General features: G+C 52.1%; 8 protein-coding genes. 5 read left to right on the top strand and 3 right to left on the bottom strand.

Features of this window, described 5'->3' with window-relative positions:
* Nucleotides 1-460: 460 nt before the first annotated feature.
* The 5 genes from MXE41_RS05930 to MXE41_RS05950 all read left to right on the top strand — a co-directional run bounded on the left by MXE41_RS05930 (nucleotide 461) and on the right by MXE41_RS05950 (nucleotide 9802).
* Nucleotides 461-1738, top strand: coding sequence for a hypothetical protein (locus MXE41_RS05930; protein ID WP_247099755.1), 1278 nt, complete (start codon nucleotides 461-463; stop codon nucleotides 1736-1738).
* A 718-nt stretch (nucleotides 1739-2456) separates the two neighbouring features.
* A complete protein-coding gene (locus tag MXE41_RS05935) occupies nucleotides 2457-3923 on the top strand; it encodes a hypothetical protein (protein ID WP_247099758.1) in 1467 nt (488 codons plus the stop codon).
* Nucleotides 3924-5391: 1468 nt separating this feature from the next.
* Entirely contained in the window at nucleotides 5392-6591 is a 1200-nt protein-coding gene (locus MXE41_RS05940; protein WP_247099760.1) for a DUF4261 domain-containing protein, read from the top strand.
* Between the two features lie 731 nt (nucleotides 6592-7322).
* Nucleotides 7323-7610 (top strand): hypothetical protein, encoded by a 288-nt coding sequence (locus MXE41_RS05945; RefSeq protein WP_247099763.1) that lies wholly within the window; start codon nucleotides 7323-7325, stop codon nucleotides 7608-7610.
* Nucleotides 7611-8137: 527 nt separating this feature from the next.
* On the top strand, nucleotides 8138-9802 hold the full coding sequence (locus MXE41_RS05950) for a hypothetical protein (protein ID WP_247099765.1): 1665 nt from the start codon (nucleotides 8138-8140) through the stop codon (nucleotides 9800-9802).
* A gap of 559 nt (nucleotides 9803-10361) precedes the next feature.
* Here the strand turns inward: MXE41_RS05950 and MXE41_RS05955 are convergent.
* From MXE41_RS05955 to MXE41_RS05965, 3 genes are all read right to left on the bottom strand, one after another.
* A complete protein-coding gene (locus MXE41_RS05955) occupies nucleotides 10362-11300 on the bottom strand; it encodes a hypothetical protein (protein WP_247099768.1) in 939 nt (312 codons plus the stop codon).
* Between the two features lie 468 nt (nucleotides 11301-11768).
* Entirely contained in the window at nucleotides 11769-13433 is a 1665-nt protein-coding gene (locus tag MXE41_RS05960) for a suppressor of fused domain protein (RefSeq protein WP_247099770.1), read from the bottom strand.
* 892 nt (nucleotides 13434-14325) lie between these two features.
* Nucleotides 14326-14637, bottom strand: coding sequence for a metalloregulator ArsR/SmtB family transcription factor (locus MXE41_RS05965; RefSeq protein ID WP_246977722.1), 312 nt, complete (start codon nucleotides 14635-14637; stop codon nucleotides 14326-14328).
* Nucleotides 14638-16170 lie beyond the last annotated feature (1533 nt).

The following is a 16170-nucleotide window of genomic DNA, read 5'->3' on the forward strand; positions in this document are numbered from 1 at the left end:
TGCCGGTCGCAGCGCTGCAGGGCCAGCTGGCCCTGGCCGCAGCATTGAGCCAGGCTCAATGCCGGGGGCGATACTTGCTGTGGTGAGACCGGCTGCTGCGGGTGCTGCAGTGATGGTAGCTGCCGGTGCGGGGCTCAGGGCGTAATTGCGGTGCTTTTTAGTGGCTTTGGGAAAGGAGACCGGGCTTTTGGTGGCGTGAGAGTTGGTGGGCAGCGGTGGCAGGTGGCTGTGCTGCCGGCGGCTGTGGACTGTGCGTTTGTGGCTGCGGTTCAGGGCGTGTACCTGCGGGCGCGGGCAAATGGGTGTGGTCTGCAGACATGATTTTTAGTATGCTTATGGCTCCAGAGCCCCGGGTGCAGCATACTGTATCTTAAGGGGCGGCATGTTATCGAGCGCAGTTCAGCTCAGGCTCCGACTGACTGGCATTTGAGGTTAACGGGGCTGCACCAAGGAAATTACAGTGTTACAGAATCATTTCAAAAAGGCCGCTCAGGATCTCATCAACGAGCTTAACCGCTCAGGACAGAGCCAGGGCAGCATAAGTGAAATCTCCCTTAACAGCGCCGTAATGTGCGATCAGCGCCTGTTCTACCTTTTCAAGGTTATCTACCCTGCTGCAAGTGAGCCTCAGATGGCCATTGCCGGTGACTATAAGAGCTTTGATCCTGAAGGTCAGGGCACAGTTATGACCGGCCTTGGCAACTTTGATGAGGCTGTAGGCTATACAGTTATCAAGGGTTTTGTACAGAACCGTCCTTTCAATGCTGCTGAACTTGTCTGCGATGAGCAGTACCGCTTTGACAAAGTGGAGCACCCTTATCAGGAAATCTCCGCCTCCATTGAGGATCTGGACAGCAATGCCCTGGCTGCCTTCATGCAGAGCCGCACCATCATGGGCTATGTACTGCTCAGTGAAAACAGCTTTGATGTCAATGCCGCACTGGAGAGTTACAAAAACACCTGGGGTGTGGATCTGTGCACTCTTGAGGGCTATGAAGTTACCAGCGGTGACAATGGCAATGTGGCCATTACCTACCAGGATTGCGTTATCGATATCGCTCTGATGCCTGAGCCTGTTGACAGCGCTCTGCTGCAGGCCTCTGCCGCCCTTAACCGTGACTGGCCTGAGGCTGCCGATGTCTGCTCTTCAACCACAGGAGCTCTGGTGGTTACGGTCTGCTGTCACAGCGGCAAGCTGGCCATGGCCTGCACCATGGTACGCTGGCTGGCAGTGCTGGCCTCCATGGAGCATGGTGCCGCCGTTTTATACAATGGCTGTCTGTTTGAGCCAGGCTGGTATGCTCAGTCGGCTGCCGTCATGAAGGAAAATGAGGGCGCCATTCCGGTTAACAATCTGGTATGGGTACATTTTGAAGAGCTGCCTGATGGCAATCTTTCTGCCCTGACCATGGGCCTTGCCGCCTCAGGTCACCTTGAATTTGCCATTGAAAGCTTCAAGGGCAATCACAAGGCAGCAAGTGATATTCTGCTGCGCCTTGCTGGCTTCGTTCTTGCCAACAATGCTGCCCTGCCTGATGGTGTAACTGTAGAGTTCCCTCCTGTATGCAATGCTACCCTGCATATCACCCACAGCTCCATGCTCGACAGCCGCGTCTATTCCCTGGAGCTCTTTGCCTGTCAGCCCGATGGCGAGCAGAGCGCACAGAGCGCTGATGTCCAGGCCCAGGACCAGGACCGGGCTGCAGCTGACGCCCCGGCTGAGGGCTCAGAGGGCTAACCTGCGGCCTGAAGCCGGCCTGAGGATCATAAGGGCTGACAAACCACGGCCCCACAGGGCAGTTAATCTGCTCCGTCGCATAGCAGAGCCTTTTATCCGGCAGCTGACCTGCCATGATGGGCAGGCCGCCGCCGCTGCGACTACTGGCGCAGCAGCTGCCAGCCCATCAGCGCAGGGTGCTTTGCCAGTCTTCGGCCTGCTGCATGTCTGACAGACAGCTGCATGCCGGGCATCAATTTGATGTCAGGCCACGCAGCAGTGCTCAGAGCGCTCTGCTCGAAAACACTCACATTGCCCCTGACATAAGCCCCTGCATCAGCTGATCCTGACGCGGGGGCTTATACTGTCAGACTCAACTGTTTCAGGCTTTACAGGCCATTAATGGCCCACAGCCCGGAACAGACCTGCTGTGCTGCGCCCTGCACGGCCACCTCCAGTCACGCTTATTGTCTGTACCGGCCCGCCCGCCAGTGCGCCCCTGCACTGCCCTGAGAGCTTTGACGGGGCTGTGCGCTGAGTACACAGGGCTCCGGGGGAGTCACAGAGGCAGCGCAAGGACGCAATGCCTGCCGTGCCAGAGTACGGCCAGGGCCGCGCTGTTGCTCGTTGTGATCAGGGGCGCGCCGTGTGCCAGGCCTGGCCTCCCATGGCTGTGACCGGGGGCAGTCGGCCGGGGCGGCGCTTTTATATTGGATTTTTGCCATCAGTAGAGGATTTCATGTCAACAGCTCAGGACCATGTCTCAAAGATTATCAGGGTTATCAAGGCCAGTATGGCCCGTAATGGTAACGGCGCCGAGGCCTTTGCCCGCAATGGCAAGGTTCAGGAGCTGCCTCCTGAGGAAATCGAATTTGCCCAGGGCTATTTCTTCCGTGGCCGTCTGTATTACGCCTTCAAGGTTTACCTGTGCGCCGAATCCCTGCCGCAGCTGATTGTGGCCGGCGGTTTTGACAGCTTTGAAACCGGTGCCACCTTTGATATTTCCGAGCGTACCTCCATGTACCGCGAGGAGCTGGCTCCGCTGCTGGTCAAGGCCTTTGCCCTTGAGCAGGAAGAGCGTCAGCGCACCGAGGCTGCCCTGCAGGCCGTATCTGACGCGGCAACTGCTGCAGCCCGCGCCGCCTCCGGCGGTGCGACCAGTGCAAGCGGTGAGGCAGGCGCGACAGGTGAAGCCGGCTCAGGTGGCTCTGATTCAGTGACCGCCGCAAGCGGTGCCTCTGCATCGCAGTCAGTCTGTGAGGCTGGTGTATCTGCAGACAGTGGCGCTGCTGGTACTGGTGGCCAGGAGAGCGTTAGTGGTGGCGTGCGCACTGTGCCTGCCAAAATGCGCTTTTCCAGCCACAAGCTCAAGTATGTCACTCTCAAGGATGACTTCACCGCTCAGGAGCAGCAGCGTCTTGGTGAGGGCCGTCTGAATATCTGCTGTCATGCCCGTATCCTCCTCAAGGGAAGCAGCTTTGATCTCTCAACCTTAAATGACAGACTCAACACCGCCCAGGGTCACCGCCTGCCTCAGAATTTTGCCCTTAACATGGCCATGAATCAGGATCCGGTAGAGTGGGTGCGCAAGGTCGATCAGGCCTCTATTCTGCTCAACTGCTCAGGTCAGCCGGTACCGGCAAAGGAGCTGGAGAAGGCCGTGGGTTACAATTACCGTACCCCTGATCTCATGAGCCGTGCCAGTGAGCATGGCTGTGTGCTTGATCTGTACTATCTTGAGATGACCCGCCCAATGCCGCTGGTGTTTATGAACTTTGCCATGATCCTGGGGGCACTGTGCTGCCTTGAGGAGACTGTGGGCATTATGCTCAATGGCACTGTTTATGATCCTCAGGACTATCTGTCTCTGGTAAAAGAGCTTGATAACAACTCCCTTATGCCTCAGCTGCATACCTTTATCCGCATTTCCACCAATAAGGACGGCACCATCAATGCCCTGTCGCGTGGCCTTAACCGCTTCCTCATTCCTGAGATGGAGCTTAAGAACTCACCACTGTCACGCGACGAGCTGCTGACCAGTCTGCATGCCATTATTGCCCGCATGGTTCAGGTCAATCATCCTGTACCTGATGGCGGTGTGTGCCGCACCTACAATGGCCATGCCTTCAAATTCACTCTGGTGCGCTCCAGAAATGCCCCTCAGAGCGCCACCTACTCCTTAAGCGAGGTTGAGCTCGACAAGTAGCCCTCCCCAAGCCCACTCAAAGTAAGCAGCTCAGCCTGCAGTCCCCAGCCTGCTGCCACCAGCAGGCACCAGCATTGTCGGCTGCCCCGCCCGTCGCACGCCATGGCCATGGCCACGCAGCGGCCGCAGCTGCATGTGCTATACCCTGGGAACATAAGTGGCTCAGTGACGCTCGGGCAGCCGCTGCCGCAATCCCGCCCTGGCCATATTCCTGCGGAGGTCATGAGAGGTGACAACGTGCAGCACTGCCGGACCACCGGGCTCGGGCAGCCGCTGCCGCAATCCCGCCATGGCCATGCCCCTGCGGAGGTCATGAGAGGTGACAACGTGCAGCACTGCCAGAGCATGGAGCTCGGGCAGCCGCTGCCGGCATCCCGCCCTGGCCATGCTCCTGCGGAGCTCATGAGAGATAACAACGTGCAGCTCAGGCAGGCCATAGAAGCTGTGCAGGCAGCTGCTGACATACTTTGCATAGCGAGTTGATTCACCTTAGCGCTCGGGCATGATGCTGCAGCCGGACCAGACATTGAGCCTGGCAGCTGTGGCTGCTGTGGCTGCTGCTTCGTTCCCACGGAGCATGGCTGCTTTGACTGCCCTTGGCGCTCGGCTATGATGCTGCAGCCGGACCGGCTATGCCGGTGCTGGCCTCAGTCCGGGAATCACAGGCGCCCTAATGCGCCTTTATCTTTTGCGCTGCAATTGAAGCCTTGCGATTGCTCAGGAATTGATGCCGGCAGGCCAGAGGACTGCCTGCCGGGGCTTCCTGCCACGGCATAAGCTCAGCTCTGTGCTGCCGTTATGGTTCAGTTGGGCTTTGGTCGACCATCAGGTAACGGACTGACAGCAGGACTGATGCCTGAGTTTCATTGTGCCCGGAGCCGTTTGGAGCGCATTTTGGAGGCTTTGCCGGGGCGTTCAGGTATTTTTCGTAGGGTCAGTGCAGTACTTACCGGTAGCTTCTGCCCGTGGCGTTACAGCTCTGTGGGGCATGGCCATACAGCACTGAGCGTATAACTGGGCTGACAAAGTGGCACTTTCTGTATCTTTTTTGTGACCGGGGACGGCAACATTGCAATGTCATGGGCCCCATTTATCCCAGCCATTGGTATCATGTGTCCTTAACAATGAATCTGGCCTGCATCAGCACGGAACGCGCAGGCGGAGCCGGTCAAAAGTCTGTGCCTTAAACTGTACGTTTACTTAACAATGCCCATGCATCAGGTTACACATGGTCTTATGTTGCCATGGCGCTGTGCAGCATCTGGCAGCCGGTCCTGGACGGCTCCGGCAGGGCGGCATTCCTGATGGCGCCGTATGGTGCGGGCGCTGCCTTTGTTTATTTGGGGCAGTGATGCTGCCGGGCAGGTGGCGCTGCCGTATTAAAAGGCTTAACACTGCTGTAAGCCGGGATTTTGTCCCGGAAGTAGCTGCAGGCAAAAATTACTGTCAAAGTGAAAAAGGATCAAAGATGTCTATCCCTCAGAAGCATATTCAGAGCGCTCAGGAACAGGTTGTTGCAGAATACCGCAGAAACTTTCCCGACTTTGAGAAGCTGCAGCACATTGAGTTTGCAGCAGGCTATCTGTGCCTTGGTCAGTTAAGCTATGTCTTCAAGGTCAAACTGCTCAATGAGGAGCAGGATCACTTTGCTCTGGTAACAGGCTTTACCAGCTTTGACCCGCGTCAGGGCTGCAGAGTCTTTGCTGACATGGGTATTTTTGATGAAACTGCCGCCCGCAACTTCATCAAATACATGGGCCGCCGCATTAAGAACTCAGGCGCCCATACCGCTGATCTTTCCGGCATTGACCCTGATTACATTTTTGATAATCATGATCTTGACTATCAGGAGCTCGATCCTTTCCGTACCACCTTCTTTGCCCAGTGCATGTCCTCAGTAGATCACAGCCGATCTCTGGTAGGCTTCATGCTGCTCAATAAGGCCGTGCTCGACCGTGACAGCGTGATAAAGGCAGTAAAGGAAATGTGGGGCCTTGATTTCAATGAACATGCTGATGCCGTCATTGAATCTGATGAGACTTCAGTATCGATAAGCTTTGCGCATGTAACAGCCAGGGTAACCCTCAGTGACGAGCCTATGGAGAAAGACCTTGCTTTGCAGGCTGCCCGACTTAATTACATGTGGCCAATGGGAGCATCGGTAATTTCCGAGCATCAGGCTGTGCTGTGCATTACCATGACCAGCTCCGAGCTTAAAAAGCATGAAATGGCAGCTGCTTTTGTCATGCTCATGGCCGCGCTGGCCTCACTGCCTGAGACTCTGGGCGTGTTTTACCGTGGCTTTATCTTCGAGCCTCAGTTCTATATCGAGCGCGCCGAGATTATTCACGACAACCACTTCCCTGTAGGCAACCTTATCTGGAAACATCTGGAGCAGGGTGAGGGCAACAGCATCAATGCATATACTGTTGGTCTTGAGGTACTGGACAAGCTTGAGCTTGAGATTCACAACTGCAATATGGAAGTGCACCAGCTGCTCGACATGATAGACATCCTGACCATGAACATTATCGAGTGCAATCTCAATATCCCTGACGGTGAGATCCTGCCTCTTACCGATCACAGTGACATCCGCTTTACCATCAGCATTGACCGTTTTGGAGAGCATAATTCCTACAAGCTCGAAATCATCGACCGCAAGCACTAATCTCCGCCACGCTGCACTTGTCCCAGCCCGTGATGCATAAAATTATCTGAAGTCACAGACAGGCAAACAAGGGCTGTCAAAGTGCATTACTCCTGTACCAGGTCCTGCACTGCCCAGGGGACCGCAGGGCCGCATCGCAGCGCGCGGGAAAGGTGGAAAACTGCTCTGAGGTACGGGGCAGTTGCTGTATTGCGCCTGTGCCTGACCGTAAAGTCGCTGACACAGTAAAGTTACTGAAACAGTAAAGTTACTGACACAGCCGGATATGACCGGATCATGTGCATCTGACAGGTGGTGCTGAGACGCTGTATAAAATCTTTACACATGCAGCTGCAGGTACTGCACAAAACAGGCAGCAAAGAATTTTCAGGCCGTTCAGAGCAAAATGAGCGGCCTTTATTTTGCCTGCCATACTCTATGCTTTATAAAGCGTAACAGGTTCAGGACAATGTGTTGGTGCACAACTGTGAACAGGCATCGTTTATGGACATGATGTGCTTGCACCTTGAGATGAAAAGGACGATGCATTTGATAATGATGTAATGGTCAGGTAAGAGCTCTGGCAAGCTCTCACGTGGCCGTGCGGTCTCCTGGCCCTTTGACAGGGTACAGCCGGCAGATGTGATACAGGTACAGAAATTTTAAACAGCGCCTTGACCGGAGCAGGAGTTAAGGATACTTTCCTTAATTACAGGCAGTATGAGCTCAACCTGGGGTGATAAGGAGGGTTAATGGGCAAATATACAAAGCGCGATTACCAGGAGTTTCTGGAGAAACGATTTTCAGGTACTGGCGAAACTGTTAAATATGTTGGCAGGCATAAGGGCGACTTCGTATTTGCCATAGTGCCTCCCAAAGACGAATTTGGTAACTTTCCATGCGTAGGGCCACCATATTACTATATATGCTCACCTGATGAAGACCACTTGCGTACTTATTGCGGCTTTGACCTGGAGATAGACAGTAGAAAAAAGAGGACCAGCAAAGCCCGGTCTGAAGCTGAAACTCAAACCAGCTGATAAGAAGCACCCGCTAAGGGTGCTTTTTTTCATGTCTGAACAAAGGATGCCATTGCCTGCCTTACCTGCTCTGTGCACGCCGCATTGAACATTTTTGGCCATGGTCAATACAGTCTCAGGCGGTTAACTGCAGTGCATGCTACAATTTAGCCTCACCACACTTTGCTTTAGCAGCCATGGAGCTCAGCGTCAGTCTTGACATGATCAGATCCAGATTTCGACTGTATGAAACTGTAAGTTAAGCTCAATGAACCTGTCAGTTACGCTCATACAGACTTTTGAGCTGACTGTTATTGAGCTGCGTCCCTTTGCCTGATGTTAAGGGAGACTTGCCGGGGCCGAATGCACAGCCTTTATGGCTGACAGGCTGACAGCTGGAAAACTCAAACAGCAGGTGGGGTGATTGCCGTCTGGCCGGACATGGGCTTTGGAGATTTACTCTTTAAAACCGCTGATGTCCTGCATGGCTGCAGATATGTTATTGAAGGGGCAGCGTACTGCCCGTACAGACAGGAAGGATTGCTGTAATGGCCAATGAGAACAACACCAACGTTGATGAGAATCAGGAATACGACGCTGAATTTGTCCGAAACATGGAAGTATTTGCTGCCAGGGATCCTCAGAGCCGCACTGCTGAAGAAGACTGTATGCTGGCCTCATGGTACTTCATGCAGTCTGAGGGCAAAGATCAGGAGCTGCTGCAAAGTGCCGTTGATTTGCTGATGCGTCATGCTATTACTCTTTACGAATCCCCTATCTGGAACTACCACGTGGGCATGTGCTACTACTATCTCAGACAGCCTGAGAGCGCCATGCGCTATCTGGAGAAGGCCTCAGCCGATCCGGAATACACAGAGCCATGCACCCAGTATCTCAACAGCTGCCGGGAGACTCTGCAGGTTCCTGTCTTTGCTCACAACTTTGCCGAGCGCTGTCAGGAATGCTATCGCAATCTGCTCGAAGAAGTGCCACGTCTGCTTACCGATATCCGCCAGCAGTTTGAAAGCCCGGAGGGCATCAGCTCCGAGCTTAACGACAGATTAAGAAAGCTGCTTAATTTTGCCTTTGCCCGTGTTTCTTTTTCCATTTCCTGTGAAAAGGAGCCAGGAGCCCAGGTATTAGACCCTGTCATTACCATCAAGCCGGTAGGCAGCATTGCCCGTGCTCTGCAGATTCGCTATTTCATCGAGCATGCCCCAGGTGAGCTTACTCAGCTTATCAGGCTGCGTCTTGGTCAGCAGCGCGATGATAGCCTGCGTATTCCTCTCAATGAGGGCAAGGACAGCGCAGGTCTTGAGGATGTCAGCTGCTACATTGCCCGCCGCAACAATGACTATAATGTCTACCTGTACTGCAGCAAGCTCAAGGATCAGCTCGAAGCCAATGTCTACAGTGCCTACAGCCTCTATCTGAGCCTTGCCTATGCAGCTCTTGGAGAGCTTGCATCCCTTACTCAGCATGTAACCTTTGACGTCATTTATGATGACAAGGCCCCTGAGGATGCTCAGGGTGAAGCTGTGGCTCTGACCGATCTGTATCAGTGGCTGGTCAATGCCGGTGTCAGACTCGACCAGAGCGAAGACGATCTCTTCACTTCCTCATACCGCGACTATGACTTCAGTGTTGCCCCTCCAGCTGGAGCAGCCGGTGGCTGTTCAGCCAGTGCCACTGCTGATCGCAACGTGGCTCCGGCAACAGCAGCAGCTGCTCATGAGGACAGCCCTGAAGGCGCTGCAGCCGCCTCTTCCGGCTCAGGTGATGCTGTCCCTGCCGTAAATGTCCTTGCTGATCGTACCGATATCAAGACCGGCAGCAGCCGCACCTTCCAGCTTATCAATGAATTCAGTGGCAACAGCTACAGGATGACTGATGAGCTCCATCAGAATGGCTCAGTGGCCGGTTATCTGGCAGTTGAAGCTGCTTCGGTATTCGGTATTAATGCCAAAGTAAGCTTTGATGACCTCATTGGTCAGATTCATGATGCCATTAATGGCTCTCAGGATGCACAGCTGGGCGTGGTAACCGGTCAGGCCGTAGGATCACACTTCTACTACATCGACTTCATCTCCTGGGATCTGCTTTCCATTCTGTCCAACGCTCTTGCCGTATTCAGCAAGTACGGAATCAAGCCATCCTTCGGCACATTCCGCCGCTCCGTTCCTAGTGTGTTTTTAAGCGACAGGCAGGAATAAACAGGCACTTCATCTTATCCCTGGCTGCACAGGCCCCACCTGATGCAATAGCCAAAGGACCTGTGCTGCACATGCACCAACCGATGTAATGGCAAGTAGACCTGTGCTGCCTGGCACCACCCGGTGTAATGGCAAAAGGACCTGTGCTGCCCATGCATCACCCCGTGTAATGGCATGTCGACCTGTGCTGCCCATGTTCTGCCATCTAATCATCTGACGGCTGGCCTTGCCTGGCAGGCAGTGCAGTAACGACATGTGCTCTGTGGCAATAGGACAGCCGGGCAGCCACTGGCTGGCAGATGCCATAAGGTCATGTCCCTCTGCTGCAGCTGAAGCATCGGCGGTGTGTGGTCGGGCATTTGCTTTGACGGCACCGGCGCTTGCTGCTGCGGCTGATATCAAAGCTGCAGCGAGCGACATTGCCATAGTAAGACGCAATGACCATGGCCAGGCCAGTGCTATAGCCAGGGAGATGGCTGCTGAATTAGCTGCCGTAGCTAAATGTCTGAAAGGCCTGCAACAAAAAGGCTCCTGAGGATATCCTTCAGGAGCCTTTTGTTTACCAGTTGAAAGTGGCACGCGGTTTTTTGCTGAGTACAGAGTATTTAAAGCCCTTGCCTGTATAGCGCAGAACCCTGATCTGACGTGATTTGCGACGGCGGATATTGTTCAGATATGAATGTGCCAGTTGCATAAGCTCTTTGCGGCGTGCCCAGCGGTAGCGGGCCATGACTGCGCGCAGCTGCGGTATGGTGAGAGCAATACGGTAATTACGCATTACAAAGTCTTTTAGCTGACTGTAATTGATCCTGAGATCGGTAGCATCTTCCAGGGTCTGACTGAGGCTGGTATATCTGAGCGCTGCAAAGAGCAGCTCAGTATGGTCACTGCTTAGCTCTTCCCATGAGGTACCCTTTAGTACAGGAGTCATATGGCCGTAACGCAGCGGACGGACATACCAGTCACGGGTATTGTGCCTGAATGTGTTGAGCGTCATATAGGTGCTGTAGCTGCGATGGAACTGTCCTGTCAGGCACAGAGCATTATGTCTCCTTACTCTGATATGGCGGGCAATACGCATTTCCCTGAGCATATCGGCCATCATGGTGCGCTCGAAAACTGCACTTACCTCTCTTTGCAGCAGATTCTTGCGGCCACGCCACTGCTTTTTAAAAGGAATCAGGGCTTTGAGGCGATCTTCATCAGTGATAAGTTTCCATGCATAGTCTGGGAGGCTCACTGAGGGAAGTCGTGCAATACCGCATGGTCGTGTGCTGCCATCAGGGTAGCTGCGTTTGCTGAAAGTGTAGAGTATACGGCGACGCCAGATCCGTTTTTTGACCCTGTCGATTCTGTCCTCATCAGTGGTGCGGTACCATCCAGCCTCATCGTGACAGTCAAAACGGGCTGTCATCAGATCAAGATTATCAGGCTGCTCAGGCCATACAGGCAATGGCCCGGGTATGTTCACATCGTGATAAAGATAGTACATGCTCATGGCTTACCTGCCAGTACCTGCAAAAGCAGCTCAAAAGAGAAGTGAAATAAAGGGAAACACCGCAACCCCACTTATGGCTCGCGTGCGCTACTGAAAGCTTACATATGCCATGAACAGCCCCTGAACTGGCCCTGAACATGTCCCTTATGAAGCCAGTATCCGGCCACAGGACCATGCTTCAGGACCAGGCTGCACAGAACCTGCGCTTTTGCATTCTGAACATATGCTGAGAACATACGGGGTAGCATGTCTTGTTGCAGCCTGTGACCTTGGGAGCTCCAAAGCACCCCCACTGCTCACTGGAGTCCTCCTGCGACATTGGGGCCAATGGCTTCACTAAGTCTTATTTCAGGGCTGAGCCCCATGGCGCCGTTAAGTTTCAGTCAGGCTTGAATAACATGGCTGAAATAAGTCTCAGTACGAATAGAGTCACCTGGCTTAATTGAGACTGACTGCAGCATTGAGGTGTCAGAGCGGGCCCTGAGAGCGCTTAGGGCGGCGCAGATGAGTCAGCGGGCGTGAGGCATCAGCAATATAACTCGACGGCGGCATCAGTCTTATAAGGGTGCGGGCGCTGTAGCTTTCAGCATAGGCAATTTCCTCAGCATACAGAGGAATAACCTGATAGAAGTTGACCACCTCGTCCTCCCCTGATGAACCATCGCTTGCTGCAGGCAGGGAAAGGTGCAGGGCAGCTCCCTCATCAAGGGCCGGCTTATGGCCATTATTAATCTCAGGAGCATGATTTAAGATGATGGCTCCGGCAAAGGTAGTGCCCGGGGCATAGTTTTCATCTTCAGGGAAGGTAATCAGATGTCCCTGGGCCAGCCAGGAGTCATACATTACTGGCAGGCGGGACAGAACATTTAGCAGGCTGATAGGCCAGGTGCTTTCTTCGCTGTCCTTTTCCAGATCCCATGAACCAGGAAGAGCCATGTACAGCTCACAGCGGTTGAGTCTGAGATCAGCAAATTCCTCAGGAACAGGCATCTTATGAGCGCCCATGCCCTTGGTAACAAGGTACTGCACCCCACCAGAGTGACTGTCACCAGCCTCAGTGTCTTTGCTGACCTGTGCCTGCCCTTGTGACCTGGTTGCAGAACCATCTGCTGCTGAAGTTTCGTCCTTGCCCTCTGGCTCACTGGAGCTGCTGCCAGCAGCTGCGTATTTGCCCTCAGGGGCGTCGCAGCCGCTCTCTGAAGCAGCGTCCTTGTCCTCAGGGGCGGCGCAGCCGCTGCCCGATGAAGGTGCCTTGCTGTCCTTGATGATCACAATGTCACAGCGGATGTGCTCGGTGCCGGCATCTTCAACCTGCAGATAGATTGGGCCAAAAACCTTTTCAATATGCTCACGCACAGCCTTGAGCTGTTCACGGGTATAAAGCTCCAGCTGCGGAAGCTTCTTCTTGATGACTGCAGCTGTGTCCTGATTCTCAACGAAGTCATCTCCAGATACGACTTCAGCCTCACCATCCTGATGCTCATGATTTTGCTCACTGCGCTTTGCAATGTTGGCCTCACAACCGGTACAGGCATCAGCAGAGCCCTTTGACTGCCCTGCACACTGTGCACCGCCAGCATCGTTTGTACTCTGAACGGCTGCGCTGTCAGTGCCTTCGGTAGTATTGTTGCCATGATCCGGCTTGCCAGGGTCAGGCTTGCCGCTGAGCAGAGCCTGCAGACGGGCCTGGACATTTCCAGTCAGACTCTCACCGCCACCATCTCCAAGAGCTGCATTAACCACAGCCTCAGCAAAGGCATCCTTGAGCATGCCCTCCATGGCCTTTCCCAGCAGAGCAGCATTTTGCTCCATCTTCTGCAAATCTTCACCCTCGGTACCAGCAGCAGAGCCAATCGATACAGCTGACGGAGAATCTCCGCTAACATTGGCGCTGGCGTCGGCAGCGGTACCTGAAGGGATGTTGGCGCCGTGGCCGGTGCCTGAACGGGCACTGCCTGTATCACTGCAGGCTGCAGATACAGTTGTGCACGTATCACTGCTCACAGGTCGCGCACCTGGGGCTGTGGAGATACGGGAAACTATGGAACCACTGCTTTTGTGGCCTTCAGGGGATGACTTGTTCTGAGCGTCCTCAAAGTCCTGAGAAGTCAGATTAGGCTCATGTATGGACATAACTTTTCCGTGTGATCAAAAAAGACGACTCATAGTACACCATTGTTTGGCGATCATCACCCTGCAAATGGCCTTTTTGCGTGACAAACAGTCAAAATATACCTGCTCAGGCTGATTGCTGGGCCGCCGTCCTGACAATTTAACTACAGACACTCCAGGAATAAGGCGGAAGCACCTTCATATGCATCAGTATCAGTTCAGCATGTAACACGGGGTTACAGGAAATGCCTCTCAACTTCGTAAGAGCAGATATTGTAGCGCGCAACTGCATCTATCGATATTGATTGATACGTACAGGCAAATTAAACATGCTGCGAACATTGTTCGTAAATGTAAATTTATAAATGTCAGTGAAACTGGTAATGATGAATAATAAATGAGAAGAGAAATGTGAAGCCGGGGGATGAATGTGCAGGAGATGCATATTCGTGGCGGTGCCCGAAAGAGAGGAAGCTGTGGCGTAAGCCGGAACGGGACGGGATGCCTGAGGAATATGAAGACAAAATGGGGAAATCCGGCATTGGACCAGTGCCGGTGTACATGTAATGAATGCTTATAACAATAAACTACAATGTATGAATGTTTGATCGAGCCACCCTTAAGGTGCATAGGAAAGGTGGCACCGCCGTTGCCAAAGTTCACTTACAATGCAGTGTGGCAGCGGATACATCTACAATCTTTTCTTTGACCTCTGAGCATGACCTTACGGCCTGCCATAGGTGGAGCTGAGTCTATATGACTCAACTCCTCTGATTGTTTGATTATGGCAGTCAAACTGCCTTTAGATAAGAAGACAAAGCATACATTTGCATGTAAGATTTGTGCTGCGGTTACTTTCAGTTCTCAGGCTTCCAGATATGGAAGCGCATGGTGGTCTGAAAGACCGTTAACCTCAGTCGCGAGACTGAGACTCAAACTCGTCCATTATGGAAGTAAACTCGTTGAGGCTGTCCTGGCAGAGTTTAACTCCGGTACGGTCGTATGAGTAGTAAACCCACTTGCCCTGCTTACGGCCTTTCACGATACGAGCCTCGCACAGAATCTTCATGTGGTGGGAAAGAGTTGGCTGACTGATGTTGAGCTCCTTGAGCAGGTTACTGCCGCAAATGTCACCCTTCTTAAGAGCATGAAGAATATGCAGACGGTTTGGATCGCTAAAAGCCTTGAAAACCTTTGCCTCGTGGGAAAAATCAATATCGCTCACTTCTGTTTGAACCTCCGTTATGAGATATAGTGAAACCAACAAATATGTTGAGCTATTATAGCGCGAGAAATGCACTTTTCTGGATATTTTTAACTTACATTTGCTTCAAATTTGAACGTATATCGCGAGACCGGGCGTAGGAATGGGGCTTTTGAAGAAAATTTTCGTAAAAATTTTTGTTTACATTTTTTTACTTGTACGTCATGTAAAAGATCCCAAATACCACCGATACGCCGATTGACGATGTAAAAATCTTATAAATTCACAGTTGTCAACATCTTAGGATGCTTGCATTCAGGGCTGATTTGTGTTCAGAAAATTATGCGGGCTAAAATAGTGAAAATGAATGCATTTTTTGCATTTGGTTCATTGCAAAATTTCAATATTTACTGAAACAAATTGCAGGTAAGCCATTGATAACCATCTGTACAATGCCTGGATATGTGCTTTATAAAAAATTCATAGTAAGAGCATTTTGCAGTACTTTTGCAGTGGAATGTCGCATTTTTGCATTTTGTTGCAGCAAAACTTTGCACAAAAAAGCAGCACACATGTATGGTAGTGGTAAATAATTATAGTTTTAGCCCTTCCAAAACACAACGGCATACATCAATGTAACAGGAAATTTGTAGACCACAAATGACTGGTTTGAAGGCTGAAAATTTCCTGTCATACAACTTCGGCAAAAACCATCTTATGTATCTATGGAACGGTAAATTTCACAAATTTTGCCCAATCATCTGTATATAACCATATATGTATCAATGTGTTACATCGTTATATAACGAAACACTTACTGTCCAGGACTTAATTTACATTGATGAGCTCGATAAGATTTACAGAAATAAGAGCATATCCCCGCAACTTACTAAAATAATCATATTAAAGAACTACAGTCGTTCTGTATTTTTCCCGTTTAGTGCTAATCCAGTGGGTAGTTTTAGTACCTTACCAGGATTCAACCTAATATTAGCCCCAGGCGTCGGCATCATATCTTCCCTTCTTCTCCGATTCACAGCCAGCGCTGGCAGAGCATTGCTCCCACACATTTAGTCTTGCCTGTTCTGGCACATAGCCCTTGCACATTTCCCTGGTTCATTGCTGTTTCACGCGCAGACATATCTGCCATAACCAGTCTGCCTTACTGCATTCCTGACAACTAACTGCATGCACATGCTGCCGCATTAGCCCAGGCTGATTGATCTGAGGAGGAGGCTCAGCCTTATACCTCATACCTCGCATAATGCTTTTCTCGCTGCTTTGGCCGGACAGTTGTACGCCCTTGCAGGGACGACCCTCCTGATACCATATCATGTGGCTATTGCAGCCATGGCATGCGGCTGTAAAACATTCCCAATGTTGCTGCCCTGAGGCCACGCATCCTGAGTTTCAATTATCTCTATCTGATGCTAATACGCTCATATCAGTATTATGAATGTCCATTCACACTCAGGCTGGATGGGGTCGCTTGTCTGCTTACAGACTGCACCTACTACTCGTACATTCCGTCCTGTATTGATGCTTTGTTTTTGT

It is taken from the genome of Anaerobiospirillum sp. NML120449 (assembly GCF_023051105.1).
In the GTDB taxonomy this organism is placed as follows: domain Bacteria; phylum Pseudomonadota; class Gammaproteobacteria; order Enterobacterales; family Succinivibrionaceae; genus Anaerobiospirillum.